Origin of the sequence: Methylophilus sp., assembly GCF_052437885.1 — a bacterium.
Taxonomy (GTDB): domain Bacteria; phylum Pseudomonadota; class Gammaproteobacteria; order Burkholderiales; family Methylophilaceae; genus Methylophilus.
In genome coordinates this window covers 20,043-46,985 of the sequence record NZ_JBQVPB010000009.1, presented here as the reverse complement: position 1 = coordinate 46,985, position 26,943 = coordinate 20,043, and the positions used below count along the sequence as shown (strand labels likewise).

Here is a 26,943-nt window from a genome sequence, read left to right as displayed (position 1 = left end):
AACAATCTGATGAAATATACAATAGTGTCATTTTAACCGTTTTTAGTTCATCAGGCGCGTGATTTACATTTGAAAGCACAGGCTTTTCAGAGAACTTTTAGCGGTAAAAAGTGGTCCTTTTTTGAATGCTGGCAAAATCACCCTGGGGAATCGCTTGAAGCTTCTGTTATCGGTTTGCATCGTACTACTCTCCTCAGCAGCGCAGGCTTACAACCAGCAGGCCATGATGGAAGCTTATTTCGGCGTGGTCATGATACGTGGCTACAATGAGAACGGCGGCATGGCTTATGGCTCGGGCGTGGTCATCGCTGACCATACTGTAGTCACCAATTGCCATGTCTTGCGCGCTACCAAACAACCCTGGGTGTCGCGTGGAGAAGACACCTACCCTATCACCAGCGTACGCGCCGATGTCTGGCACGACCTGTGTGTGGTCAGCTCGCCTACCCTGCCATTCAAACCGGTAGCTCGCGGTAACAGCTACGCCCTGGTGCGCGGGCAGGAGATCAGCGCGATCGGCCACTCCAACGGGGTGCCCGCGCCTATCACTTCCATAGGTGAGATCCAGGGCCTGTACCCTACCCCATCCGGCAATATGATACGCAGCAGTGCAAAGTTCCTGATGGGCGCCAGCGGCAGTGGCTTATTTGATATGGATGGCCGCCTGGTTGGCATCAACACCTTTAAAACCGCCGGCCATGGCGGCAGCATACACTTTGCACTGCCGGTAGAATGGCTGGAGACGCTGGAAAAAATGCCAGCCACGACCGAGTTCCCGGTGCGTGGCAAAGCCCTGTGGGAAGAAGATGAGGATAAAAAACCTTATTACATGCGCGCCGCCGTGCCGGAATCGCGCCAGGATTGGCCTGGTCTAGAGAAAATAAGCATGCTCTGGACACAGCAGGAGACCAACAATGCCGATGCCTGGTTCAGCCTGGGCCTGGCCGAACAGTCACTGAAGCAGCTGGATGCCGCCGCCCTTGCTTTCCAGAAAGCGGTGACGCTGGACGGCCAGTTTGTCGAAGCCTGGTTCAGGCGCGGCGAAGTCGCCCAGCTGCTTGGCGACGATAAAACAGTGAAAGAGGTGGAACTGCAATTGCAGAAAATCGACCCGCTGCTGGTGTCTGTGTACCAGAATTACCTGCATTGCGAGAAAAACTGCCAGAAACAATGAGTTAAACCGGCAAAAAACGCTGGCCGCTGGCTTCCACGACAGGTCATTTTTGCGTAAAATGTTGCGTTTTTCATTTTTTTGCAGGCGCCTGATGCCTGTTTGTGCACACCGATCAACAAGGAAGCCATTTTGAGCAAACCTGCCGCCAACGTGCTGTCTGCGCGTGTTTTATCCATTAAAGAATCCCCTACTTTGGCGATCACGGCCAAAGCCGCCAGATATAAATCTGAAGGCCGCCCTATCATTGGCCTGGCAGCAGGTGAACCGGATTTCGATACACCGCAGCATATCAAGGACGCAGCCAAAGCAGCCATTGATGCCGGTTACACAAAATACACACCCGTCAGCGGCATCCCGGCGCTGAAAAAAGCCATCGTCAACAAATTTAAAAATGAAAACGGTTTTGATTATGCCGTCAATGAAGTGATCGTTGGCGTAGGTGGCAAGCAAACCATCTTCAACCTTTGCCTGGCGGTGTTAAACCCGGGCGATGAAGTGGTCATTCCAGCGCCTTACTGGGTCAGCTATGCCGATATCGCCATGGTGGCCGAAGCCAAACCGGTGATCTTGGAGTGCGGTATTGAACAAGGTTTTAAACTGTTGCCTGCCCAGCTGGAAGCCGCCATCAACAGCCGCACCAAACTGGTGATGTTCAACTCGCCTTCTAACCCGACCGGCGCAGTCTACTCACTGGATGAATTAAAGGCCCTGGGTGAAGTGTTGCTCAAGCACCCGCATGTACTGATTGCCACCGACGATATGTATGAACACGTCAACCTGACCGGCGAAAAATTCCATAACATCCTCAATGCTGCGCCTGGCCTGAAAGACCGCTGTATCGTATTGAACGGCGTCTCCAAAGCGTATTCCATGACCGGCTGGCGTATCGGTTATGCGGCTGGCCCGGCTTATATCATCAAGGCGATGGAGATCCTGCAAAGCCAGTCCACCAGCAACCCGACCTCGATCTCGCAATATGCAGCAGAAGCAGCGCTGAGTGGTTCACAAGACTGTATCAAGCCTATGGTCGCCGCATTTAAAGAGCGGCATAAATATGTGGTTGACCGCTTTAACGCCATGCCAGGCCTGAGCTGCCTGATGGCTGGCGGCGCTTTTTATGCTTTCCCGGATGCGCGCCAGGCGATCAGCAACCTGCACCAGGCAGGCAAGATCAAGGAAACCAGCGATATGGCATTGGCTGAATACCTGCTTGAAGAGCATAACGTGGCCGTGGTGCCAGGCTCTGCTTTTGGTGCCGAAGGTTACTTCCGAATCTCGTTTGCCACCAGCATGGACAACCTGCGTGAAGCTTTGGACAGGATAGAAAAAGCTCTCAGCGTATAAGCGATTTGCTATCTAGCAGACAATAAAAAAGCGCCTCAGGCGCTTTTTTAGTTTTATGCTTTCAAGCATCAATCGTTCAGAAAATCTTTTAACGGGCCGTTAGGCAGGCCGATATCGATCGTTGAGGTCTGCGTCATCAGATCCGCCAGCTGCGTGATCGGCATCACGGCAGACGGCAAGGCCGCAGGGTTATCCCCCGCCACCAGCACATCATGGATATTCAGCGCATCGGACTGCAATACCCGCTCGGTAATAGAAGCATGCGTGATAGAAACAAAAGCGCTAGTGTCATCTTGCAAGGTGCTGGTCAAAGGCAGCGATAAATCGACTGCATCATTCAACTGCAAGGCAGCCAGCAAATGCTGTATCACCGCCGGATTCACGGCATACTCGCTGATATCCACCGCATCAGGCGAAGCAGTCAACGCCTGAGAAAGCTTGACTGCCTGCTGCTCGGCAAATTGCACCAGCTCGCCATTGCCCACTTGCATGGTGACCTGTGCCCCAGCCACGGTGATCAACTGGTCACCCTCATGCAAGGCATCGCCCGCTTTCAGCAAATGATGCTGGCCCTGCTGATCGACAATTTCTGCTGCACCCGCCAGACCAACGACTTTTCCTAATACTGTACGCATAGTAATCTCCTGTTGCGCTCATTATAAACGACGTTGGCACAATAAAAAATTGGCCCATTTGGGTAATAAAGCGGCATTCCGACCATGCAAACCCCTTGACTTTCACAGCCAGTTTATTAGCGAAACCGGCATTTAAACTGCACATAGAAAAATATAAAGAAATTCGCAGAAAGTGGTTGACCAAGGGGCACGCTCTCAGTAATATAGCGCCTTCAAACGACGTACCGATTCCTCAATAGCTCAGTCGGTAGAGCGCCGGACTGTTAATCCGTAGGTCCCTGGTTCGAGCCCAGGTTGAGGAGCCAAATAAAAAAGGCCTTGCAGAAATGCAAGGCCTTTTGCTTTTGGGTCAGCGTTGGAAGCACTTTATGGTTTCTCAATAAGTGAAGAAAACAGGCCGGTGTTTTGGAATGATGAAACAGATACCCCCTCACCTAGGCAGCACACTGGAAAGTGGCCTGAGATAAATGGAGGAGGTGATTAATATCTGTCGCTGGATTTGCGCTTGTAACGCTTGATGATTGAATAGGCTGCATGAAACGGCCTGTGTTAATTCCAGTCTATAAACAATATCTCGCAATCTTCAGCATGCGCGATCTTGCTAACTTCGCCTTTGCCATAGCACTGCAGTTTTACTTTTTGCCCTTTTTTGAGTTCGGCTGCCTTGCTTTTCTCACTATCAGCCAGGGTGAAGTGTGGCTCCAGCAATGGGTCTATGCCACCTTCGAGTATCAGTACGGCATGCTCAGACGGATCAGTACTCTTATCGACGACACTGCCGCTGACTATAAAAGCTTTGTTTTTGTATTTTTCATCTGCCGCAACGGCATCATTGGCATAAGCTTTTGCTATTTCACCTGCTGTGGTTTCAAAAGGTGGCGCGTCGTTACTTTGCCCAGGTTTTTCTTTTGCAGTTTGTTGAGTCTCTGTTTCTTGGAACGACTCACCAACGATCAACCAGGCAATGCTGAGCACTGCAACTATCCCCAAACCCCATTTAAGTACGTTTTTCATTGTTTTTCTCCATTTTGAATAATCAGTCACTGCTCACTTACATTAGTTGAAGTTTTTACCATATGCGAGCTGCCACAGCTTATAACTTTAACACTCATAAATCCAAGCAGTGCCCACTTTCATGTGGGCTGTTGTAGCAAATTACAAAAATAGCCTTGCCGAAATGCCGGGCTATTTGCATTTCAGCGCTTTCATCACAGTTTTCTTGATCGATCGTCAAAGCGCATGCATGCGCCCTTCCCTTTTCACGCAGCTAACTTTTATGAACCATGCAACTATCCTGGCTGATATCAGCTCCATGTTATAACCCTGGTCACTCTGTTAACATTCCTGAGTACAACATCACGCTCGGCATGTGACTAGCCGGTGGCACTAGACATTAGGCGTTAGGCGCAATACATAAGGATAACAATGTCTGATCTGGCATTAACGTTAGCAAGGATCCAATTTGGGTTCACCATCTCTTTCCATATCGTCTTTCCGGCGATCACCATAGGCTTGGCGAGTTACCTGGCGGTGCTTGAAGCCAGCTGGTTAAAAACCAAGAACACGGTTTACCTCGATCTGTACCACTTCTGGGTCAAGATCTTTTCTTTATGTTTTGGCATGGGCGTGGTGTCTGGCCTGGTGATGGCTTATCAGTTCGGCACCAACTGGGCAGGGTTTTCCAGCGTGGCCGGTAGCGTGACCGGCCCGTTGCTCACTTATGAAGTGTTGACCGCGTTTTTTCTTGAGGCTGGCTTTTTAGGTGTGATGCTGTTTGGCTGGAACAAGGTCGGTCCGGGTTTGCATTTCACCGCGACCTTGATGGTGGCCATAGGCACCCTGGTATCGGCGACCTGGATATTGGCTTCTAACAGCTGGATGCATACGCCGCAAGGGTTTGAACTGGTGGATGGCAAAGTCATCCCGGTTGACTGGTTTAAAATCATTTTTAACCCTTCTTTCCCCTACCGGCTGGTGCACATGGTGATAGGCGCTTATCTGGCGACCGCCTTGTTTGTGTCGGCGGCGGCTTCCTGGCAATTATTGCATGGCAAAAACAACCGCAGCGTGCGCAAGATGCTGTCCATGGGTTTATGGCTGATCTTGTTGCTGGCGCCGCTACAGGCCATGGTCGGCGACCTGCATGGCTTGAATACGCTGAAACACCAGCCGGCCAAGATCGCCGCGATAGAAGGCCATTGGGAGAACAAGGGCGAAGAAGCGTCGCCACTGGTGCTGTTTGCCTGGCCGGATATGGCACAGGAGAAGAATCATTTTGCGCTGGAGATCCCGCTTTTAGGTAGCCTGATATTGCGCCACTCGCTGACCGAGCAGATCCCGGCACTCAAGGACTTTCCTGCTGCGGACAGGCCGAACGCGACCATTGTGTTCTGGACCTTCCGCGTCATGGTAAGCCTGGGGCTGATGATGATATTGCTGGCAGTCACCTCACTCTGGCTACGCCTCAAGGATAAGTTATACAACAGCCCGCCGTTCCAGAAGTTCTCCATCGCCATGGGGCCAGCCGGGGTGGTTGCCATTCTGGCTGGCTGGTATACCACGGAGATAGGCCGGCAACCGTGGGTGGTATACGGCGTTTTGCGCACCGCAGATGCGGTCACGCCACATACCACTGGTGAAATGGCGCTGACGCTGGGCTTGTTTGTGGTGATTTACATCGCGCTATTCGGCATGGGTACCTTATATGTGTTGCGACTGGTGAAGGTCGGGCCAAAAACTGATGAAGCCTTGCAGGGCGATGCTATCTCCATCAATCGCACCGAGCTTGATGAATTCACCCTGGCGCCGGAGTTTCACCCTGATAATAAAACGCCAGCGACATCAGACAGCCAGGCTGACCAGCAACACCACCCTGATAAAAAGGATAACTAAATGGATTTATCACTGGACTTATCATTGGTTTGGGCCGGCATTATCCTGTTTGGCATCATGATGTATATCATCATGGACGGCTTCGACCTCGGCATAGGCATCCTTTATCCATTTTTTCAGGAGAAGCATGACAGAGACCTGATGATGAATACCGTAGCACCGGTGTGGGATGGCAATGAGACCTGGCTGGTGCTGGGCGGTGCCGGCTTGCTGGCGGCATTTCCGCTGGCTTATGCCGTGATATTGAGCGCGCTTTCGCTACCGCTGCTATTGATGCTGATGGCCCTGATCTTCAGAGGGGTGGCGTTTGAATTCAGGTTCCGCGCCACGGATGAAGAGCGACATTTCTGGGATAAAGCGTTTTTGTGCGGATCGATAGTGGCGACTTTCTTTCAGGGCATGACGCTGGGTGCTTATCTGCAAGGCATCAAAGTCGTCAATGACGCCTATGCCGGCGGGCCGCTGGACTGGATCTCGCCATTTTCCATCTTTACCGGCCTGGGCTTACTGGTGACTTATGCTTTACTAGGCTGCACCTGGCTGATCATGAAGACCGGGGGCGAGTTGCAGGCGACCTGTTACAAACTGTCGCGCCAGGTTTCTATCATACTGCTTCTGATCATCGCCGCCATCAGCCTGTGGACGCCGCTGATGGATAGCGGTATCGCCGAGCGCTGGTTTACTATGCCTAATTTCCTGCTGCTCTCGCCGGTGCCGCTGCTGGTGGCGTTCTTTTTCTACCGGCTGCAGGTATCGCTGCGTGCAAGATCAGAAACCACGCCGTTCATCTATACGCTATGCCTGATCCTGCTCGGCTATGCAGGCCTGGGCATCAGTATCTGGCCGAATATCATCCCGCCGCATATCTCCATATACGCCGCGGCAGCACCGCCGCAAAGCCAGATGTTCGCCCTGATAGGCGCGCTGGTGATCATCCCGGTCATCCTGATCTACACCGGCTGGGCCTATTACGTTTTCCGTGGCAAGGTAGACCCGGATGAGGCTTACCATTAATGCGGAGCGGCAGTGTATGACAGGCACAAAACAAAAAAACAGTTTTGCCAAACGTTTAGGCTGGCTGGTGCTGATCTGGCTGGCGAGTATCGCCACCCTCAGCGTGGTCAGCCTGCTCATCAAGCTATTGATGAAAGCAGCAGGATTCAATAGCTAAGCCTGAGAAGTTAAGCCTGGTACGGGCGCGATCAGAGAATCTTTTTTGCTTTTGCAGGTCATCACAGTATAGACGTTGCCATCGCATGCATGATCAAATGTGCTTGCCCGTTCAAAACCAATCCGTTTAACATGCCATATAAAGCTTGTGCCTGAACAAACCTAACCAACCCTGATGACGACTACCCAGCAAAAAATAAAATGGCGGCGTTTGCGTGCCTGTAGTGCTTGCGATATGGTCAGCGCCATTCCCGTGCTGCGCCCGGGTGAGCACGCCAGTTGCCCGCGTTGTGGCCATGTGTTGGCAAGGCGGCACTTGCACCCGGTACAGCGCAGCATCGCTTTGGCAGTCACTGCTTTGCTCAGCCTGATGATCGCCATCGCCTTTCCGTTTATCAGCATGGATACCAATGGCCTGGATAGCCAGATCGCCCTGCCGCAAACCGCTGTCACTCTGCTCAATGTCAACCAGCCGCTGGTGGCGCTGATCGTCAGTGCCACGGCCATCATCCTGCCTGCTCTGTACCTGATAGGCGTGATCCTGATGCAGGCCAATGTGTTGCGTACAGTGCCGCGCGCTTACAGTGACGTCATCGCCCGCTTATTCTCGCGCCTGCATCCGTGGATGATGGCCGATGTGTTCATGATCGCGGCGCTGGTGAGCCTGGTGAAACTGACCGATATAGGCGAAGTACAGCTGGGGGTCTCGTTCTGGGCCTATTGCGTGTTCGCCCTGTTATTACTGATGACCACACGTTCGGTCGATATCGATCTGCTATGGCTGAAACTGGCTGGTGAACCGCCGCCGGATACCGGCATCCGCTGCGGCGTCAATGCGGCTGAACAACATGTGGCCGGCTGCACCACCTGTGGCTTGCTCAATACGCTACCGCCTGCAGACAAAGACACGGCTTTTCTATGCATGCGTTGTGGCAGTACGCTGTATGCGCGCAAGCCTAACAGCCTGCAATTCACCTGGGCCTTATTGCTGACGGCAGCCGTGCTCTATATCCCGGCCAATGCCTACCCGATGATGATCACCACCTCGCTAGGCCAAAGCCATTCTTCCACCATCATAGGCGGCATGATAGAGCTCTGGCAGCATGGTTCGGAGCCGGTGGCAGTCATTATTTTTGTCGCCAGCGTGCTGGTGCCTATCATTAAAATGCTGATACTGGTGCTGTTACTATGGCTGGCACGCCACCCCGGCCCGTTGAATGCGCAGCAAAAAACCGCACTTTACCGGCTCACCGAATTGATAGGCCGCTGGTCTATGGTCGATGTATTTGTCGTCGCCATCATGGTGGCACTGATACAATCAGGCAACCTGATGTCGGTATTGCCCGGCCCGGCGGCACTGGCTTTTTGCGCGGTCGTGATCACGACCATGCTTGCAGCGATGGCTTTTGATCCCCGTTTATTGTGGGATACCCAAGGAAAACCTTATGACAGAGCAAAACAATAATCAGCCACCCGCAAACCCGTCCCGCCCTGAGGAGCCAGGCAAAAGTCAGCCCGCCCATGACCATCTTCTGGCCAATGTCAGCAAGCAGGTGCGCGTGTCGCCGATCTGGATAGTGCCTATCGTCGCCCTGCTGATAGGCTTATGGCTGATCTATGACAATTACACCCGTGTCGGCAAACAGATCACGCTTTCGATGACCAATGCCGAAGGCATAGAAGCCGGAAAAACCAAGATCAAGGTGCATAGCGTGGATATCGGCCAGGTCGAACAAGTGACCTTGTCCGATGACCTCACCCATATTGAAGTGCTGGCGCGTATCACGCCCAAAGCGCAGCCCATGCTGGTGAAAGACACCCAGTTGTGGGTAGTCAAACCGCGCATAGGCCTGGAAGGCATCAGTGGTCTGAACACGGTGATCTCGGGTTCCTATATCCAGTTGCAACCGGGTAAAGAACTGGAAGAAACCGACCACTTCACCGTGCTCGACCAGCCACCTATCTCGCTCAATGGCGCCAAAGGCGTACACGTCAACCTGGAAGGCAAAGTCGGCAATGCCCTGCGCGTAGGCGACCCGGTCACTTACCAGGGTTTGCGCGTCGGCCGCGTAGTCAGCGCCACGTTTGACCCCAAACAGCGCAAAATGCAGCACGAACTGTTTATTGAGCACCCTTACGATGTGCTGGTGACTGAAAACTCCCGTTTCTGGACCGCGGTCGGCATAGACGTCAAACTGGACGCAGAAGGCTTTAAAGCGAATATCCCCACCGTAGAGTCGCTGATCGCCGGTGGCGTCAGTTTCGGGCATCCCGACGATACACCTATGGGGCAACCAGTGCGCTCGGAAACCAAGTTCGAACTGTTCGCCAATGAAGACGCCGCACGCCAGCAGACTTACGCCCAGTACATAGAATACGTGTTACTGGTGGATGATACCGTGCGTGGGCTGACCAAAGGCGCCCCGGTTGAATTCAGGGGCTTGCGCATAGGTACGGTGATGAACGTGCCGTGGAAATTCAACTCGCCTGAACGCAAAAAAGATTTCCGCTATGCGATCCCGGTGCTGATCCACCTGGAACCAGGCAGGCTGGCCGACAACGGCCAGGCCAACCTCGAAGAATGGAAGACCCGCATCGGCCATATGCTGGAACGCGGGCTGCACGCCACCCTCAAATCCGGCAATCTGCTCACGGGTTCGGTCTATGTCGATCTGAATGTCGGTCAAAAAGGGCATAAACCCTATAAACGCGAGCGTTTTGAAGGCTTGCCGGTATTGCCTACCACTGCCACCAGCCTGGCGCAGATAGAACAAAAACTTTCTGACCTGCTGGATAAACTCAACCGCCTGAATGTAGAACCTGTGCTTTCCGGGCTGGATAAGAACCTGCAGCAGTCCGAGATCACCATGAAAGAGATCCGTGCGCTGAGCGTGCAGGTCAACCAGTTTATCAGCCAGCCAGATCTGCAGCAGATGCCAGCCAACCTGAACAAAACCATGCAGGAGGTGCAAACCACCCTCAAGGGTCTGTCACCAGACTCACCGGCCTACCAGGAATTGACCAGCACCTTGCAACGCCTGGATAAAGCCCTGCGTGACATACAGCCACTGGCGCGCACCCTGAACGAAGAGCCGAGTGCCGTGCTGTTTGGCCGCAAACCCGGGAATGACCCGGTGCCTCAAGCACCGGCAAACCAACAGGTGCCCCAAGCACCGGCTAACCCGTAAGGAAACACATATATGATGACTACCCTCACCCCCTTACGGACTGGCTTGCTGTTGATCGCGGCATGCAGCCTGAGCGCCTGCCTGAAATCAAACCCGCCGGTGACCAGCCAGCGCTTCAGCCTGCCGGAAGTCACTACGCCGGCTGCGGCGCAATCGACCTCTGCAGCACAGCAGACGCTGGTATTAAACCGCATTCAACTGGCAGATTACCTGGATACAGACCGCATAGTGGTGCAACTGGACGATGTGACTTTGCATCCGGCGCGCGACCACCTATGGGTAGACAACCTGTCGCAGGAGTTACGTCGTGGCCTGCGTGCCCGCCTGGCCAGCCGTCTGCCGGATACTGCCATCACAGATCCGCTGCCCGGCGCAGCACCCTCAGCCACCAGCCTGCAATTGACCATAGACCAGTTTCACGGCCAGATCGGTGGTTATGCCATATTGAGTGGCCAATGGCAGTTGCTATCTGCTGACCACAAGCCCTTGCAAAACCAGTCATTCAAGTTCCGCACCCCGCTGGCCGAGAGTGGTTACCCGGCCCTGGTGCGTGCACTGGGCAGCAACCTCGATCTACTCAGCGCGCAGATCGCCGGACAACTGCCACACTCGCCCTAGCCTTACCCAACTGGCCTGACTCACCTAGCAAGGCCCGTCTGCCGCGACCTGTGGCAGCGGCCCGTGCACCTGCTGTAGCACCCACACATGCCGGGCGAAAAAAAGCCGGCCTATAGCCTCTAGTGGCATAACCCTGTATTTGCTATGATGACTTTTCCATTCACAATAAAAAAGTCAGGAGCTGCTAATGGGTCTATTCTCTTTTATCAAAGAAGCGGGTGAAAAGCTGTTTGGGGCTGGCGAGGCCAAGGCCGCGCAGGAAACTGCCACTAAAGCCCCTACCCCGGTCAATGTCGATGCCGCCAATGCAGCTGCCGCCAAAGCCATCCAGAACTACATTGCAAAAAACAATCTGCCAACCGCAGGCTACGACATTAAATTTGATGGCGCCAGCGGTACCGTGATCGCGCAAGGCAATGTGGAAACACAGGAAACCAAGGAGAAGATCTTGCTGTGCTGTGGCAATGTCGCCGGCGTCGAGGCGGTGCAAGACCAGTTATATGTGCCTAGCCAGGAAGCAGAAGCCAGGTTTTACACTGTGGTTAAAGGCGACACCTTATCCAGGATAGCCAAAGAGATGTATGGCAATGCCAATGCCTATATGAAGATCTTTGAAGCCAACCGGCCCATGCTTAACCACCCTGACAAGATCTACCCCGGGCAGGCCTTGCGCATTCCCGAATAAACCACAGTCTGTTTGTCTCAATGATTGTTAACCACATTGTAAATGATTCAAAATTATTAGGAGCATGATATGTCTGCATTTTTTCGTTTGTTGATCATTGCCGGTTTAAGTGCCAGCTTGCTGGTTGCCTGCGGCGAGAAAGAACCCACGGTTGAAGAAGCGCTGGAATCTGCGCAAACGCACACCGAGGCAGCCGCGACTGAAGCCAAGGATGCTGCTGCAGATGCGGTTCAGGCTGCAAAAGATGCAGCAGCGGCAGCAAAAGCGCAGATCAGTGAAACCACCGCAGCGACTGAAAAAGCGGTCGAAAACAAGTAAGGCCGGTCCCGCACAAAAAACCCGCATTTGCATGCGGGTTTTTTATTGCCGCTAGCGCAACGTTAGTTAGTAACTCTTTGCTTTTCTTAATCGCCTGGCCCCGCTATATCCCGGGAATTTTTCATGTACACTGCCCCGTGCTTTACAGCGTTGACTGGAAAATTTAGATTGCAACGATATCGGTTTTGGACGCGACTGACACTATGGATCAGCCTGGTTCCATCAGTGTTCTGCCTGGTGCCATTGGCATCTGCGGCCCCGGCTTTGCTCGGAACCACCTGCATCAACCAGCAAGGCACCATCATTGCCAATATCCCCTTGCAAGGCGGTAAATTCGCCTGCCAGAGCGTGCTCAAGATCACCGAGGCCGGCCTGTATGTGATCGATTTCAAAAACACCTCGACCATTGCCCGCTTCCAGCATGAGATCTCGCAGGAGAGCAGCACGCAGCAAGCGGCCACCCAGGGTAAAAATGCCACGGATGGCATAGCGCCGCCTGACCAGGCGCTAGCGCAAGGCTCACACAAAAAACAACAGACTATCCTGCTCAGCGGTGGTTTGAGCAGTTCTGCAGACAACCCGTTCATGCTGCGCCATGGGCGCATAGTCAGCCTGCAGCCAGGCAGCTATAGACTGGTCACCTGGCTGCAATCCCCTTACTATCTGGCAGCCCCCAGCCTGGTGATCAGCGAACTGGCCAGCTATCAGCAACAGAGCAATATCAGCGCCGCCACCAGCCTGCTGTTACTGGGCATACTGCTGGGTCTGTTCAGTTATTACGCGATACTGGGTGCGTTGCCCGGCCACCTGACCGAACGCATGTATGCCATCTTTATTTTTGGTAACCTGCTGTTTCACGCCGCCGCACTGGGCGTATTCAACCAGTTTTTTCACTGGCACTGGTTTTACCTGACCGGCCTGCCGTTGCTGATCGCCAACCTGGCGTATGTGAGTTTCATCTGCCACCTGCTGGGCATCAACCAGTTTCACCGGCCGCGTTTATACCAGTTATCCCTGATCGCCAGCAGCCTGCTGATCGCCCTGATCGTACTCGGCATGATCTTCCCCGACTGGATGCTGGAAATGTCGCGCCTGGGCATAGTGATTTTTCTCGCTTTTGGCCTGTTTTGCGGCCTGCGCCTGAGTGCCCAGCGGCAGATCATCGCTCAACTCTACCTGCTGACGACCATAGGTTTTGGCATACTGGGTATGATGGTGCTCAACGCGGCCAATGCTACCCAGCATATCTTCAGTATTGAGCAGTTAGGGCTGTTTGCGGTGACGGTACACGCCATCCTGCTCGCTATCCTGGTCGCCTATAAACTCAGTCGGCTGCATCATGAAAAAGAGCAATTGCTGGTCGAGCTGCAAAACACACGCTCGCTGGCCCTGAACGACAGGCTCACCGGCATCCCCAACCGGCATGCGCTGGAGAACAAGCTGTTGAAGTTGCCGCTACATGGCTGCCTGATGTTTCTCGATATGGATAACCTCAAGCATGTGAACGACCAGTTCGGCCACGAAGCGGGTGACATGCTACTCAAACTGTTCAGCCAGATTCTGGCGCATAAGCTCAGCGAGCACGGCCAGCTTTACCGCCTCGGCGGAGACGAGTTCGCCATTCTCTGCCATGAAGATGATGTCGAGTGGTGCCAGCACCAGCTCGAATACACGCATCTGCAACTGCACAAAGAGGGCTTCAGCGGCGTCGGTGCCAGCATGGGCATCGTATTCGCACATGAAGCCAGCGACACCGAAGCACTGCTGCGTATCGCAGATAAACGCATGTACGAAAACAAACGTACCCGCAAAAACCGTAAAGAAATGATGCAGGTGCTGCACCCGTAATCATGCCGGCGCACGAACAATAACGCTGCCAGACACAGTTTTTCGCCGCCTGGTGCATAAGTCGCTTTAAAAGCGCAAGCCGTGCCTGCTTATGATTTATACTCATGACATGGATAGTCAGGCAGCGCACTCAGCGCCCATGATTGAATACTTTACGCTGGCCAGCAAAAGGCCTGTTGATAAAGCTGAACGATAACATCAGGCTAGCACTTGAACACCTGGCTAGCACGAAAACCAGGCCAGCGTTTGCCCTGCATCAGTAATAAAAGAAAGTAGTGATGCCTTTACTCACCACCCTGCTTGTTCTCATCGTCTGCGCCCGCCTGCTAGGGCAAGTGTTCAGCCGCTTTAACCAGCCCGCCATCATCGGCGAAATGGTCGCCGGTGTCATTCTTGGCCCCAGCCTGCTCAATTTCATCACCCCTACCCCGGCCTTATCCGGCATTTCTGAGCTGGCCGTGTTTTTGATCGTATTGTCAGCCGGGCTGGAAATGAATTTCAAGGAAGTCATAGACTCCATGCGCGGCAAGGGCATAGTGATCGCCTTGCTCGGGTTTTTTCTGCCGCTCACAGGCGGCATACTGGTCGGTGTCGCGTTCGGGCTGGATGTCAGCCGCACCATCTTTTTAGGCCTGTGCGTCTCCATCACCGCGCTGCCGGTCACTGTCAGCATACTGCAAAGTTTTAAACTGCTGGATTCGGATATTGCCCGTTACTCGGTGGCCACCGCCATCTTTAACGATATCGCCGCACTGCTGGTGTTGGGCGTGATCCTCAACCTGCCGGAACAAAAATCCTACCAGGCGGTGAGCTTTGCTATTTTTCACGCCAGCTGGAAACTGATACTGCTGATTTTTCTCATCCTCAGCGTTAGCTTGATCATCAAGAAAGTGATCGATAAAGGCGTCAACCTGCACTTGTGGTCAGAAAAACTGGTGGCGCTGATAGGCAATGAGGCGCTGTTCGGCATTCTGTTGTTATTTGTGCTGCTGTTCGGCTCTGTGAGTGCCGCGCTCGGTTTCCATTTCGTGATCGGCGCATTTTTTGGTGCACTGTTGATAGACCGCAATTTTTTCCTGCCCTCGCGCTACCAGGAGCTGGAGTTGACGCTGGGCTCTATCACTGGCGGTTTTCTGGCGCCGGTGTTCTTTGCCTACCTGGGGCTGGAATTCAAAGTGCAGATCATAGAATCATTCTGGTTTGTTGCAGTGGTGTTGCTGGTGTCTATCGCGACCAAGATTCTGGCCGGCTGGCTGGGTGGCCGCCTGATAGGTTTGCCAAAAAGCGATGCGCTGGGCATAGGCTTTATTCTGAATGGCCGCGGCGTGATGGAACTGGTGATTGCCAGTATCGCCTACGAGCGCGGATTTATCGGCCAGGACCTGTTCTCGGTGCTGATATTGATGGGTGTGGTCACCACACTGATCACGCCGCTGATGTTCCGTAAATGGATCATGCCGCAGATAGAAGCCAGGGCCGGCATGCTCTCTTCATCGTCATCGTCGTCATCCGGGCAGTGATACCCATGAAAAAGTCTTGCCACACAGCCGGGCTTTTTCTATTATCAATACTGCGGCCGTCTGCATCATACGCAAGCATACTGACCGTTGCGCATGCTTTCACGCTCCATTCGAGCATGAATTCATACATAATAGCGTTTTATCCACTGCCAGTGCTCAAGGGTCCGTTGTGCTGACGTCAATTATTCATCGTTGTTTGTGGCTGTTGCTCGGCCTGCTGCTAGCCAACCCTGTGTTTGCACAGCCCAGCCTCGGCACAACCTCGTGCCAGAACGAGCATGGCCAGCCGGTGGCACAGATCCCGCTGCAAGGCGGCAAATTCACCTGCCACACCGCGCTGACCATCACCGACACCGACGACTATGTGCTCGACTTTAAAAATACCACTGTGATCGCCAGTTTCAGCCACCAGCTGACCACGACAGATGGCGTCAGCCATGTTGTACACGGCGGCCTCAACAGCCACCAGGCCAACCCTTACCTGCTACGCCATGGCCGCAAGTTCAGCCTGTCGCCTGGCACCTACCAGCTCACCACTCATCTCAACTCACCGTATTACCTGGCGCAACCAGAACTGTTTATCGCCAGCGAGCCGGATTACCTGAGTCAGGTCATTAAAAGCTCGGCCGGTGCCATTTTGATGCTGGGCGTGCTCATGGGAATTTTTGTCTATTACATCGCGATCGGCATGGCCCCGGGCCACACTACCGAACGTATGTATGCCCTGTTTATCTTCGGCAACCTGATCTTTCAGGGCGCGGCACTGGGTGCATTTGCGCAGTTGGGCGATTCACACTGGTTTTACCTGAGCAGTGCGCCCATCCTGCTGTCCAATATGGCCTACGTCAGCTTTGTCCGCCACCTGCTGGGCATCAACGCCATCCACTACCCCAGGCTGCATCAGCTGTCACTGGTGGTCTACGCCATTTTGCTCGCCTTGTTGATCAATGCGCTGATCAACCCGAACTGGATGCTGGAAATGGCGCGCACCGGTGTGGCTATCTTTCTGGGCTTTGGCTTGATCTGCGGCGGTTACTTCAGCTGGCTGAAACATCGCACCGCCCAGTTCTACCTGATCGCCATCACCGTATTTGGTGTGCTCGGTGGCATCAGCATCAGCGCGCAAAAACTCAGCACCAATATCTGGACCATAGAACAGATGGGCCTGATCGCCGTGACGGTGGAAGCGATCTTACTGGCACTGGTACTGGCCTACCAGATCAACCGCCTGCACCAGGACAAAGAGCGCATGCTGGTCGAGCTGCAAGACACCCGCTCCCTGGCCCTCACCGACCGCTTGACCAACCTGCCCAACCGGCATGCGCTGGAAGGCAAGATGCTGAATTTTCCGTCCTACGGCTGCCTGATCTTTCTGGATATGGATAACCTCAAGCACTTTAATGACCACTTTGGTCACGAAGTCGGCGACACCCTGTTAAAGAATTTCAGTTTATTCCTCAACCAGCGCCTGGGCCACGACGCGCAGCTATACCGGCTAGGCGGCGATGAATTCGCCATTCTGTGTCATGAAGATGAAGTGGAATGGTGCCAGCACCAGGTAGATGCCACCAACAAGCAACTGCAAGCCAACGGCTTTATAGGCGCAGGCGCCAGCCAGGGCGTGGTGTTTGCGCGTGAAGCCGACACTTCGGCAGACCTGATGCGCATTGCCGACAAACGTATGTACGCCAACAAGCGCTCGCGTAAAGACCGCAAGGAAATGATACAGATCCTGCAGTCCTGACCCCCACTCGCTGTTTTTTCCACGCCGCCCCCCTTCTGGCGGTCACTTTTTCAAAGCTTAAACATTGCACTCTGCAAACTGCCAGCCGCAGTAGGCTATAATCCTGAAAACTTTAGGTTCTCTCGGTGCATTCCCCGCCGAGGATTAAACGGGAAGTTCGATTCGACAAAGTCACACTGAGTCTAATTCGACGCTGCCCCCGCAACGGTAATTGAGTTATGCCGGTTCGATATGCCACTGTGCGCTTGTATGCATGGGAAGGTGAACCGGATTTATGCTCATTAGCCCGGAGACCGGCCTACAGTCTGTAATACAAGTGCTACGGTGGGTGGCATGATGTTGAGTAACTCAGGTCGACCGGCTCGCAACTGCGGATGGTGTAGACCCAACATTCATCCGACTAATAAAGCCTTAACGCTATCATGCGAGTGACTAGCTGTCAGCTCGCGGCCTGCCGTATTCTGCGGCTGGTGCAGTTCAGCCAACTGGTTTTGCTGCGCACTGATAGTTTCTAAGGCCGGTTTTAGCCGCATTCACCGTATTACGCTCGTGTCATTTTAATAACAAGAAATGTCCAGGGAGGACACATTGTTCAACGAGAATGTAGTGAATTCGGCGCCTATCTGGCCACTTAAACGCAGCCACATGCTGGTCACCGCCGCCATGGCCATCATGGGCAACCCGCTGGCTTATGCCGAACCGGGTGAGACACTGCCTGAGGTCAAGGCACTGCCCGAGGTAAAGGTGCAGTCAAAAAAAGACACCCGCAGCACACCGCTTGATTTGCCGGCCAGCACGGCTTCAAGGCTGGGTATCACCTTGCAGGAGACACCAGCCAGTGTAGAAGTACTGTCTAAAGAAACCATGCACGAGCGCGGTGACCGCACCGTCACCGAAGCGGTCGAAAAAGCCGCAGGCTTTACCGCAGCAGTGACACCGGGTTCGCCGGGCATGTTCTCTACGCGTGGCTTTACCAATAATGCTGTGGCGTGGCTGTATAACGGCACGCGCATTCCCGGTGGCTCATCCATGTCGGCGCGGGTGCTGGATATCGCCAACTTTGACCGCATAGAGATCATCAAAGGCCCGGCCGGGGTATTGCATGGCGAAGGCTCTATCGGTGGCGCCATCAACCTGATCTCGCGGGCGCCCAGCTTCAGCAACCAGCCATGGGAGCTGGATTACTCATACGCCAGTTTCGATACCCATAGACTGCATCTGGGCACAGGCGGCGCCATCAATGGCGATGCGGCGGCCTATAGGGTAGATTACAGCGGCACGCGCTTTGGCACCAATGTCGACCACGAAAGAGGCAGTCTGGATAGGTTTACCGGCTCTGTGCTGTTTAAGCTGAGTGAAAAAACCAAACTGACTTTTGAGCTGGATAAACTGTATGACGATACCGACAATGTGTATTTCGGCACGCCACTGGTCAATGGCAAACTCAAAAGCTCGCTGCGCAAGGTCAACTACAACGACATCAGCGGCAACCGCTACAAATCGGATAGCCTGTGGCTACGCGCCAACCTCGAATGGCTGCCCAACGAGCAGTGGGAGATCCGCAACCAGTTTTATTACTACACCGCCTATAGAGACTGGCGCAACACCGAAGCCTATACCTACAACGCCAACAACACGGTGACCCGTGGATCATGGGGCGATCTGGACCAGGATCATGACCTGATAGGCAACCGCTTTGAAGCGCTGCACAAAGGCCAGATCGCCGGCCTGGATAACCGCTTTATGCTAGGCATGGATATCAACCAAACCGATTTCCATAATCCACGAAACGGATTCCCAAACGGACCGTTAGCTGCGACCAATGCTTACAACCCGGCTGATACCAGCTTCGCCCTCGGTTCCGGCGGTGTGTTTAAAGGCAATGACACGCGTGACGTCACCATAGACCAGTGGTCTGCCTTTATGGATGACCAGCTGGCGCTGACCAGCAAACTGAAAGCGGTGCTAGGCCTGCGTTATGACCAGTTCGACACCCACTGGAAATACACCACGCCCGCCACGGTGACAAAGACTTCCAATACCTACGAATTCGCTTCTTACCGGCTGGGCGGCGTGTATGACATCACCCCTACACTCACCACCTATGCCTCATATGGCAGCGCCGTTGAACCTGGCGGCGTGATATTGCTACTGAACAGCACCCAGAGCCAGCTGGACCTGACCACGGCAAAACAGGCAGAAGTCGGCTTAAAACACGCATTCTGGGAAGGCAAAGGGGAATGGACCGCCGCCATCTACGAGATCACCAAAAAGAATGTGTTTGTCACCGACCCCAACAACTCACAAAACCGCCTGCCTATCGGCCAGCAATCCTCGCGCGGCATCGAACTGGGCCTGGGCTTGCGCCCTAGCGCACAATGGCAGATAGACGCCAATATTGCTGCCACCCGTGCACGCTATGATGATTACAGCACAGGTGTGCCGCCGGCCAACTTCAGCGGCAACCAGCCGCCGTTTGTGCCTGATTATGTTGCCAACCTCGGCCTGCGCTTTATGCCAACCAGTGATTTAAGCTTTAGCACCTGGATACGCCATGTGGATGGCATTTATGCCAACGACGCCAACACCATCAAGTTGCCGGCTTACACCACCGTGGATGTGGCGGCGGATTATAAGGTCAACAAAGCAGTCAATCTTGGTTTCAGGGTACGCAACCTGACCGATGAGTTCTACGCCACATTTGGCTCGTCCAACGGGCGGCAAGCCATGATCGCCGCACCCAGGACTTTCGAACTGTCAGTCAATCTGCGCTATTAGTGCTCACCGTGCATCAATATTAAGCAGAGGCGGCATATTGCCGCCTTTCTCCACGGTTACCTGCGTTACGCTTAAGAAACAATTAACCCTCTGATCGCTGCTGCCACAAAGTAAAAAGCCTCCAGCTCGGGAGGCTTTTTACTTATGACAAATACCTGTCAACCTGGCAATGCACTTACCCCGTGGTAACCAACATAGATCCCCACTAACAGAATCAACACCGCTGAGAAATAAGGCGCTTTTCTGGCAAACGCGCCAAACCCTGACCAGCGGCTGGAGACATGTTTGATACTCATGGCAGCCAGCACGCCAGAAGCCACCATGGTCAATGCCAGCCCGACACTAAAACACAGCACCAGCGTAGCACCCAGAGCCACCTGCTTTAACTGCAAGCACAGCAACAAGACCGTGATAGAGGCAGGGCAAGGGATCAAGCCGCCGGTTAAACCAAACATCACGATCTGCGCGGTAGTGGCCTGACGGCCGGCAAAGCGCTGCTGTATCTCCCTGGCATGCGCCAGTTCGTGCGGGTCTTGATAATCGGGTGACAGATCCTGCAGCCCGGCATGGTGATCGTGATCGTGATCGTGGTCGTGGTCGTGGTCATGGTCATGCGCCATTTTCGTGTGCCGTCGCGTTACCAGCGCCATCCAGATCGCCATCGCGATCAAAATAATCGCCGACACAATCTGAAAGTACGGTTCTGAGGTTTCAGCGTTCCAGCTACTGCCAAAATACAAACCCAGCATGGCGATCGCCCAGACGATAGCGGTGTGTGAAATGGTCGCCGCCAGGCCTAACAGCACTGCCTGTTTCACCGTGCCGCGTATGGCGATAATAAACGCCGCCATCATGGTTTTAGAGTGGCCAGGCTCCAGCCCATGCAACACGCCAAGAAAAATGGCGCTAGGGATAAACAACCAGCCGTTGCCCTGCTGGATCAAATGCAAAAAATCACTCATTTGAATCCCCCGGTGCAAGCAACATACAAATAAAACTGCCTCGCACAGACAGTGTAGAAGTAACCATCATAAAAGCCCCTCAATGTTTAAGAACACACACAGAGCGCCGGGCGAAACCTATCGTCAGGCGCTTACAGGGCGAGGTAAGGAGGCTTTTGCGGGGGAGAGGTAGATGGGTTGAGGTAAATCACGCAGAAAAACACAGGCACAGCATCACCAGCCTGGCTGGCAGCCAGCATAGCGTCACTCACCAGCAAACTGGAAAGATGGATATTGTGCTCAAAATCCACCAGATGCAGCACCGATGGCGCAGACTCATCCTCATGCAGATCGCCATCCTGCTCATGGTGGTGCGCGATATGCTGCATATGCTCGACCATATGCGTCAATGTTTTTTCATGCGAGCTTTGTGAGCCGACCAGGTGCGCAAACTTCATATCCGCAGCCAGCAACGGTTGCAGCGGTAAAAGCCAGATAAGCAAGAAAATAAACAGGCGGCGCATAGCCCTATTCTATTACAAGCTTCAAATAAAAAACCATGCCTAATCGGTTATAATGCCGCAACCTTTGGGGAGTAGCCTGCTTCATCTCAAGTGAAGTGCCTGTGTCAACATAATCGACTTACGTCGTGGTGCAGGCGGCCGTTTTCGGTTGGCGAGACTAATGGATATCAGTGCGACAAAAGTCGGGCGTGCTGCTATCTGTTATTTTCGTCCCGACTAGAAAACATAACTCAATGACCCTTACCAGCACCTCCATCGCGCTTATCGCGCTAGCCATGTCCACCGACGCCTTCGCCGCAGCTATCAGCAAAGGCGCAGCGCTCAAAAATCCCAAACTGTCAGAAGCCCTACGCACCGGTTTGATCTTTGGTGTAATAGAAGCCATCACGCCACTCATCGGCTGGGCCATCGCCACCTTCACCATCAAAACCTTCGCCGCCAGCTATATCACCGACTGGGATCACTGGATCGCCTTCACCCTGCTGCTCGCCCTCGGCCTGCACATGATTTACGAAGGCCTGCAACCCGCAGAACCTGAAGATGAAAAACCAAACAGTCACTCCTTCTACATTCTCGCCCTCACCGCAGTCGCCACCAGCATAGATGCCATGGCCGTAGGCGTCAGCCTGGCGTTTATGGAAGTGAATATATTTGTGACCGCCGCAGCCATCGGCTTGGCGACTTTTACCATGGTGACAATCGGAGTGATGCTGGGACGGGTGTTGGGGTTGATGTTTGGGAAACGTTCAGAGATTGTAGGTGGCTTAGTGTTGATTGCGATTGGGTCTTATATTCTTTATCAGCATCTTGCACTATAAATCAGTTTAGGCTACTTTCGTTCTAGATTTAGATTAATAACCGTATTTGATTTACTTTAGCCCCCAACGCTAATAGCTTCTGGGGAAATACGTAACTCCTGCTTTGTACTCTGGGATTATTTATGAAAAAGATTGATTTTCACATTCATACGGTACCAACGGTTAGTGACTCTATTTTTACATTCAGCCTAGATGTCTTTCAAAAATATGTTAATGAAACGCATCTTGATGCGGTAGCTATAACGAATCACGACTTATTTGATGCTGAACAGTTTCGATTGATTGAGAGAAATCTTGGCATCACTGTTTTTCCCGGAATTGAGATAAATCTAGAAAAAGGACATGTATTAATAATTACAGAGAGCACAGACGTAGAAGACTTTGTGACAAAAACTAACTTAGTATCGCAAAGGATCACAAAAAAAGGAGATTTCATCACAATCGAAGAGTTTGAAACTTTTTTTGGAAATCTCAATAAATATTTAGTAATTCCTCATTATGACAAAAGACCTTCTTTGTCTAACGAAACACTAGATAAAATGAAATCATATGTTGCTGCTGGTGAAGTAGATAGTGCTAAGAAATTTATACGCAATATAAAAGACCCCAATAAATTAACTCCCGTACTCTTCAGTGATCTACGAATAAAAGTAGGTTTAGATAAATTTCCAACTAGACAGACATTCATCGATTGCGGAGATATATCCTTATCTGCTATTAAACTAGCTCTTCAAGATAAAAAGAAGGTAACTCTTTCCGAAAATGACGGTAATAAATTGTGGCAGGTATTTACTACTGGGCAAATGCTATCTACGGGTTTGAACATTCTTATTGGAGAACGCTCTTCAGGTAAGACTCATACTCTTAATGAAATATATAGCAACATTGACAATGTTAAATACATTCAACAATTTTCTCTAGTTCAACAAAATGAAGCCTCATACGAGCGTGATTTCAAAACCGATGTAGAGCGTAAGCGTAGTGTTTTTATAGATGAGTATTTACTGGGGTTTAAAAAAATCCTAGACGATATTATGAATGTTGATTTGATTTCAGATGATCGAGAAGTTGATAGCTACTTATCGACACTGTTGAAATCAGCTGAAGAAATTGATCGCAATGATGCATTTTCAAACGCGGCCCTATTTTCAGAGTTACCGTTTCCAATTGGTAACTCTCAAACCCTAAAAGAGCTTATTGAATCTGTTAGGCAAGTAATAGAAAATATTGAATTTAAAATCATAATTGAAAAACATTTAGAGGCTAAGTCATTAAAAAGTTTAGCAAGTGAGTTAATTAAACTCTTGTGGGAAAAAACACTTGAGAGTAGTAAAAAGAAGCTAATTAATGAGCTAATAATAGATATAAAGAAAAGCTTGCAAATACGTACTTCAGCAACTCAAATTGAAGACGTCGACTTATATAAAATCATCCTAAATAAGAAACGTGTTAGAAAGTTTAAAGAGATCACCAATCTTTTAAAAACAGAAGCAGTAATATCAGAGGAAAATATCCAAGGTTTTCGAATAGAAGCTAAAAAAGAACCCTTTACAGGAGCGGGGGAAATTCGGTCAACTAGTGGTGGAAATGCAGCATTTAGTGAAGCCTTTAAGGATTATGCAAACCCCTATATGTACTTACGTGCACTTATGTCTAATGAAAACCTGACATTATCAGAGTTGTATAAGCTATTCGTAAAAATTAACTACCGGATATTAAATAAAGATGGTTTCGAAGTGTCTGGAGGTGAGAGATCAGAGTTTAGGCTATTACAAGAAATATCCGATGCGAAAAACTACGATCTACTATTAATTGATGAACCTGAGTCATCATTTGATAATCTTTTTTTGAAGAGCGATGTTAATCAAATTCTTAAAAAACTCTCGGAATTCATGCCCGTTGTTGTTGTTACACATAATAGTACGGTTGGAGCATCAATTGGCGCAGACTATATCTTGTATACAAGGAAAGAGATTGAAAATGAAAAACCAGCTTACCGCGTTTACTCTGGATACCCTACTGATAAGAAACTTTTCTCAACAGATCAAAAATTTATTAGTAGTCATGAAATCATGATGAATTCTCTAGAGGCTGGAGTAGAGGCTTATAACAATAGGAGGCTTGGATATGAAGCTATTAAAGATTGATGAGAATGATGGATTTTTTCTAGACATTACAGGCCAATACCGCGTAATGAGCAAAATCACCAAGGAAGATATACTTAGACTAGTAAATATGATTCTTGATGATGATCATGCAGAATTTGATCTATACAACGAAGAGGGTATAAAAAATCAAGCACATCAAATTATCTACAAGAGCGTAGTCGCGAAGCTTCTAGACTTACAAGAACGAAGACAAGAGTTTATCGATGAATCACAACGACTGTTTCTGACGGAATATGAAAAATACAGCACTAATCACTAGCGAGTCTTAAGTGAAAATTGGATTTATCAAGGTAGAACTCCATGCAATGTGGTATTGAATAAAGAATGAAGTAATCTTTAATAGGCTTCCGATCCTATTCAGATTTCTCTGAATAGGATCTTCCACACTAAGACTCAGTCCTTATCGTGCCACTGCTATAACAACGACAACGGCCGCAGGTAACAAAAATGCTACCAACGGTGACAATCCAGCTCCAGTAAGTGCCATAAAAGCACTTAATATTGCTGTCATAGCCTGACTAAAGCCATCCGGCGTTGTTGAGTTTAGGTCATCCATAGACTCTCCTTACACAACTTTGCTACCAGTCTCTTGATGAGTCGGAGGTAGCAACCAGACTTTGCTGCCATTTCGTCAGTTTTCACCTTATAGGGCTTTTTGCAGCGGACTGGCGACAGCAACCCGACTGCTTAGGTCTATTTTAAACCATCTAAAAGAGTTATATCAAATAAGATTGGAGAATCTCATTTCATGTTGAGCATGCTAATTAAAGACGAACATTTTCTATGCCTACTCCCTTGTGGTCAGGTAGCACAACACCATATAAGTCGAAACACTTAGTACCTCCAACAATCATCCGCGTTAAAATAGCGCCACACTCGTTTTATTAGAATTTATATGGATAAACGTATCCCCGTCACGCTGCTTACTGGTTTTTTAGGCAGCGGCAAAACTACCCTGCTTAACAAGCTGCTGCATAACCCGGCGATGAAAGATACTGCCGTGATCATCAATGAGCTTGGCGAGGCTGGTTTGGACCAGATTTTTGCTAATAGCCAGATTTCGCAAACGGTTGAGAGCGAGCATGTGGCTGATAACACGGTGTTGTTGAGTTCTGGCTGTTTGTGTTGCTCGCTCAAGAATGAGCTGGCAGATACCATGCGTGATTTGTTTTTTAAGCGCAGTTTGCAGGCGGTGCCGGAATTTAACCGGCTGGTGATTGAAACTACCGGCATGGCTGACCCTGGCCCTATTTTAGCCAACCTGATGAATGAGCCGGTGATTGAATCGGTTTATCGTCTGGATGCAGTTGTGGTCACCATTGATGCGGCTTATGGTTTGCAGCAGATAGAGACACAGAAAGAAGCTTTGAAACAGGCGGCGGTGGCAGATGTGTTGCTGATCACCAAGTCAGACACCGCTACGCCTGAGCAGATCAGCGCTTTGCAATCAAAACTGGCCGCGATCAACCCGAATGCGACGCAGCAGTTTGTGTTGCATGGCGAGATCGACCCTATGCAGATCATTGATGTGGGGCTGTTTGATTTTGCCAACAAGCAGGCTAACCCTGAGCGCTGGTTGCGTGCGCCTGCCAGCGGTTTTACGGCTAAAAAAGGTACGCTGCCGCAGGCGCCAGCGCATGACGATGTGACTACATTTACCGTCTACTTGCCCAAGCCTATGGCGTGGGCTGACTTTAGGGGTGTGATCCTCAAACTGTGCCAGGTGCATGGTGAGCAGTTGTTGCGTTTAAAGGGAATTCTGCATGTGGAAGATGCGCCAGCACCACTGGCGGTGCACGCGGTGCATTTCACGCCCTACCCGCCCACGCTGCTTGAAGGCTGGGATGAAGATGAGCCTATCAGCCGTATTGTGATCATAGGCAAAGGCATCGACGAACAGGCCGTTCGCGAGATGCTGATTCAGTTTTAAAAATAAATGATTGCGCGGGCGAATTGTTGCGTTGCGCGGTACTCGAATGCAGGCACTGGCTCAAACGCTGGTTTTAAAGAATAGTTGTTGTACTTAATATTGGAGTTTTTATGGGACGTTATTTAGAAAGATTATTAGAAGGCTGGATCTTCCAGAGCCGCTGGTTGATGGCACCTATGTACCTGGGTTTGGTGGGTGGCCTGTTTATATTGCTGGTGAAATTCGGCCAGGAATTCTTCCACATTGCCTCGCACCTCGCCTCATTTTCGGAGCAGGAAACCGTGCTTTCATTGCTGGCGCTGGTGGATATCACGCTGGTGGGCAATTTGCTGATTATGGTGATTTTCAGCGGTTATGAAAACTTTGTCTCGCGCATTGATACAGCAAACAGTGAAGACCGGCCTGAGTGGATGGGCAAGGTCGATTACTCCGGCCTGAAGATCAAGCTGATCGGTTCGATAGTGGCGATCTCGGCGATCGATTTGCTGAAAGCGTTTGTGCACCAGAGTTCGGGCACGGCCAGCTTTACCACCGAGCAAATGGCATGGCTGGTCGGCATACACTTGACCTTTATCATCACCGGCGTGCTGTTCGCCTGGATGGATAAGATCGCCGGTCATGGTAAAGACCATTAGTCGATAGCAAGCC

The 26,943-nt window shown here is 51.4% G+C and carries 24 protein-coding genes, 1 tRNA gene and 2 riboswitches; of the genes, 20 read left to right on the top strand and 5 right to left on the bottom strand.

Features of this window, described 5'->3' with window-relative positions; all coding sequences use genetic code 11:
• Positions 1–154 precede the first annotated feature (154 nt).
• Together ACT6RZ_RS10380 and ACT6RZ_RS10375 are read left to right on the top strand one after the other, a co-directional pair.
• Complete coding sequence (locus ACT6RZ_RS10380) at positions 155–1,174, top strand: trypsin-like peptidase domain-containing protein (RefSeq protein WP_444702041.1); 1,020 nt, start codon at positions 155–157, stop codon at positions 1,172–1,174.
• Between the two features lie 129 nt (positions 1,175–1,303).
• Positions 1,304–2,518 (top strand): pyridoxal phosphate-dependent aminotransferase, encoded by a 1,215-nt coding sequence (locus tag ACT6RZ_RS10375; RefSeq protein WP_444702040.1) that lies wholly within the window; start codon positions 1,304–1,306, stop codon positions 2,516–2,518.
• 68 nt (positions 2,519–2,586) lie between these two features.
• Here ACT6RZ_RS10375 and ACT6RZ_RS10370 read toward each other — a convergent pair whose 3' ends face one another.
• Complete coding sequence (locus ACT6RZ_RS10370) at positions 2,587–3,153, bottom strand: hypothetical protein (RefSeq protein ID WP_444702039.1); 567 nt, start codon at positions 3,151–3,153, stop codon at positions 2,587–2,589.
• Positions 3,154–3,382: 229 nt separating this feature from the next.
• On the opposite strand from ACT6RZ_RS10370, the gene ACT6RZ_RS10365 reads away from it, so the two are divergent.
• A tRNA-Asn gene (locus ACT6RZ_RS10365) sits at positions 3,383–3,458 on the top strand.
• A gap of 244 nt (positions 3,459–3,702) precedes the next feature.
• Here the strand turns inward: ACT6RZ_RS10365 and ACT6RZ_RS10360 are convergent.
• Positions 3,703–4,197: an OB-fold protein gene (locus tag ACT6RZ_RS10360; protein WP_444702038.1), complete on the bottom strand. Its 495-nt coding sequence runs from the start codon at positions 4,195–4,197 to the stop codon at positions 3,703–3,705.
• A 381-nt stretch (positions 4,198–4,578) separates the two neighbouring features.
• Between ACT6RZ_RS10360 and ACT6RZ_RS10355 the strand changes: the two genes are divergently transcribed.
• From ACT6RZ_RS10355 to ACT6RZ_RS10300, 12 genes are all read left to right on the top strand, one after another.
• Positions 4,579–6,045 carry a cytochrome ubiquinol oxidase subunit I gene (locus tag ACT6RZ_RS10355; protein WP_444702037.1) on the top strand — a complete coding sequence of 489 codons (1,467 nt, stop codon included), beginning with the start codon at positions 4,579–4,581 and terminating at the stop codon, positions 6,043–6,045.
• Positions 6,046–7,059: a cytochrome d ubiquinol oxidase subunit II gene (gene cydB / locus ACT6RZ_RS10350; RefSeq protein ID WP_444702036.1), complete on the top strand. Its 1,014-nt coding sequence runs from the start codon at positions 6,046–6,048 to the stop codon at positions 7,057–7,059.
• A 16-nt stretch (positions 7,060–7,075) separates the two neighbouring features.
• Positions 7,076–7,216, top strand: coding sequence for a DUF2474 domain-containing protein (locus tag ACT6RZ_RS10345; RefSeq protein ID WP_444702035.1), 141 nt, complete (start codon positions 7,076–7,078; stop codon positions 7,214–7,216).
• 174 nt (positions 7,217–7,390) lie between these two features.
• Entirely contained in the window at positions 7,391–8,680 is a 1,290-nt protein-coding gene (locus tag ACT6RZ_RS10340; RefSeq protein WP_444702034.1) for a PqiA/YebS family transporter subunit, read from the top strand.
• Positions 8,661–10,403: an intermembrane transport protein PqiB gene (gene pqiB / locus ACT6RZ_RS10335; RefSeq protein WP_444702033.1), complete on the top strand. Its 1,743-nt coding sequence runs from the start codon at positions 8,661–8,663 to the stop codon at positions 10,401–10,403. The genes ACT6RZ_RS10340 and pqiB overlap by 20 nt, the downstream gene beginning before the upstream one ends.
• Before the next feature lie 12 nt (positions 10,404–10,415).
• On the top strand, positions 10,416–11,021 hold the full coding sequence (locus ACT6RZ_RS10330) for a PqiC family protein (RefSeq protein ID WP_444702032.1): 606 nt from the start codon (positions 10,416–10,418) through the stop codon (positions 11,019–11,021).
• Positions 11,022–11,208: 187 nt separating this feature from the next.
• A complete protein-coding gene (gene lysM, locus ACT6RZ_RS10325) occupies positions 11,209–11,706 on the top strand; it encodes a peptidoglycan-binding protein LysM (protein WP_444702031.1) in 498 nt (165 codons plus the stop codon).
• 69 nt (positions 11,707–11,775) lie between these two features.
• On the top strand, positions 11,776–12,024 hold the full coding sequence (locus tag ACT6RZ_RS10320) for a hypothetical protein (RefSeq protein ID WP_444702030.1): 249 nt from the start codon (positions 11,776–11,778) through the stop codon (positions 12,022–12,024).
• Between the two features lie 168 nt (positions 12,025–12,192).
• Positions 12,193–13,872, top strand: coding sequence for a GGDEF domain-containing protein (locus ACT6RZ_RS10315; RefSeq protein WP_444702029.1), 1,680 nt, complete (start codon positions 12,193–12,195; stop codon positions 13,870–13,872).
• 278 nt (positions 13,873–14,150) lie between these two features.
• Positions 14,151–15,392 carry a cation:proton antiporter gene (locus ACT6RZ_RS10310; RefSeq protein WP_444702028.1) on the top strand — a complete coding sequence of 414 codons (1,242 nt, stop codon included), beginning with the start codon at positions 14,151–14,153 and terminating at the stop codon, positions 15,390–15,392.
• Between the two features lie 169 nt (positions 15,393–15,561).
• Positions 15,562–17,136 carry a sensor domain-containing diguanylate cyclase gene (locus tag ACT6RZ_RS10305; protein WP_444702027.1) on the top strand — a complete coding sequence of 525 codons (1,575 nt, stop codon included), beginning with the start codon at positions 15,562–15,564 and terminating at the stop codon, positions 17,134–17,136.
• 97 nt (positions 17,137–17,233) lie between these two features.
• Positions 17,234–17,452: riboswitch (cobalamin riboswitch) on the top strand.
• Between the two features lie 254 nt (positions 17,453–17,706).
• Positions 17,707–19,914 carry a TonB-dependent receptor gene (locus ACT6RZ_RS10300; RefSeq protein WP_444702026.1) on the top strand — a complete coding sequence of 736 codons (2,208 nt, stop codon included), beginning with the start codon at positions 17,707–17,709 and terminating at the stop codon, positions 19,912–19,914.
• A 158-nt stretch (positions 19,915–20,072) separates the two neighbouring features.
• On the opposite strand, the gene ACT6RZ_RS10295 is transcribed toward ACT6RZ_RS10300, so the two are convergent.
• Entirely contained in the window at positions 20,073–20,876 is an 804-nt protein-coding gene (locus tag ACT6RZ_RS10295) for a nickel/cobalt efflux transporter (protein WP_444702025.1), read from the bottom strand.
• 131 nt (positions 20,877–21,007) lie between these two features.
• Positions 21,008–21,379 (bottom strand): hypothetical protein, encoded by a 372-nt coding sequence (locus tag ACT6RZ_RS10290; protein WP_444702024.1) that lies wholly within the window; start codon positions 21,377–21,379, stop codon positions 21,008–21,010.
• A gap of 58 nt (positions 21,380–21,437) precedes the next feature.
• Positions 21,438–21,600, top strand: a riboswitch (yybP-ykoY riboswitch).
• Positions 21,601–21,612: 12 nt separating this feature from the next.
• On the opposite strand from ACT6RZ_RS10290, the gene mntP reads away from it, so the two are divergent.
• The 3 genes from mntP (at position 21,613) to ACT6RZ_RS10275 (ending at position 24,624) form a co-directional block, all read left to right on the top strand.
• Positions 21,613–22,197: a manganese efflux pump MntP gene (gene mntP / locus ACT6RZ_RS10285; RefSeq protein WP_444702023.1), complete on the top strand. Its 585-nt coding sequence runs from the start codon at positions 21,613–21,615 to the stop codon at positions 22,195–22,197.
• A gap of 122 nt (positions 22,198–22,319) precedes the next feature.
• A complete protein-coding gene (locus ACT6RZ_RS10280; protein WP_444702022.1) occupies positions 22,320–24,344 on the top strand; it encodes a hypothetical protein in 2,025 nt (674 codons plus the stop codon).
• Positions 24,325–24,624, top strand: coding sequence for a hypothetical protein (locus ACT6RZ_RS10275; protein WP_444702021.1), 300 nt, complete (start codon positions 24,325–24,327; stop codon positions 24,622–24,624). The genes ACT6RZ_RS10280 and ACT6RZ_RS10275 overlap by 20 nt, the downstream gene beginning before the upstream one ends.
• 141 nt (positions 24,625–24,765) lie before the next feature.
• Here the strand turns inward: ACT6RZ_RS10275 and ACT6RZ_RS10270 are convergent, their stop codons facing one another.
• Positions 24,766–24,921 (bottom strand): hypothetical protein, encoded by a 156-nt coding sequence (locus ACT6RZ_RS10270; RefSeq protein ID WP_444702020.1) that lies wholly within the window; start codon positions 24,919–24,921, stop codon positions 24,766–24,768.
• Between the two features lie 339 nt (positions 24,922–25,260).
• Between ACT6RZ_RS10270 and ACT6RZ_RS10265 the strand changes: the two genes are divergently transcribed.
• Positions 25,261–26,295, top strand: coding sequence for a CobW family GTP-binding protein (locus ACT6RZ_RS10265; protein WP_444702019.1), 1,035 nt, complete (start codon positions 25,261–25,263; stop codon positions 26,293–26,295).
• Positions 26,296–26,405: 110 nt separating this feature from the next.
• Positions 26,406–26,930 carry a TIGR00645 family protein gene (locus ACT6RZ_RS10260; protein ID WP_444702018.1) on the top strand — a complete coding sequence of 175 codons (525 nt, stop codon included), beginning with the start codon at positions 26,406–26,408 and terminating at the stop codon, positions 26,928–26,930.
• Positions 26,931–26,943: the final 13 nt, after the last annotated feature.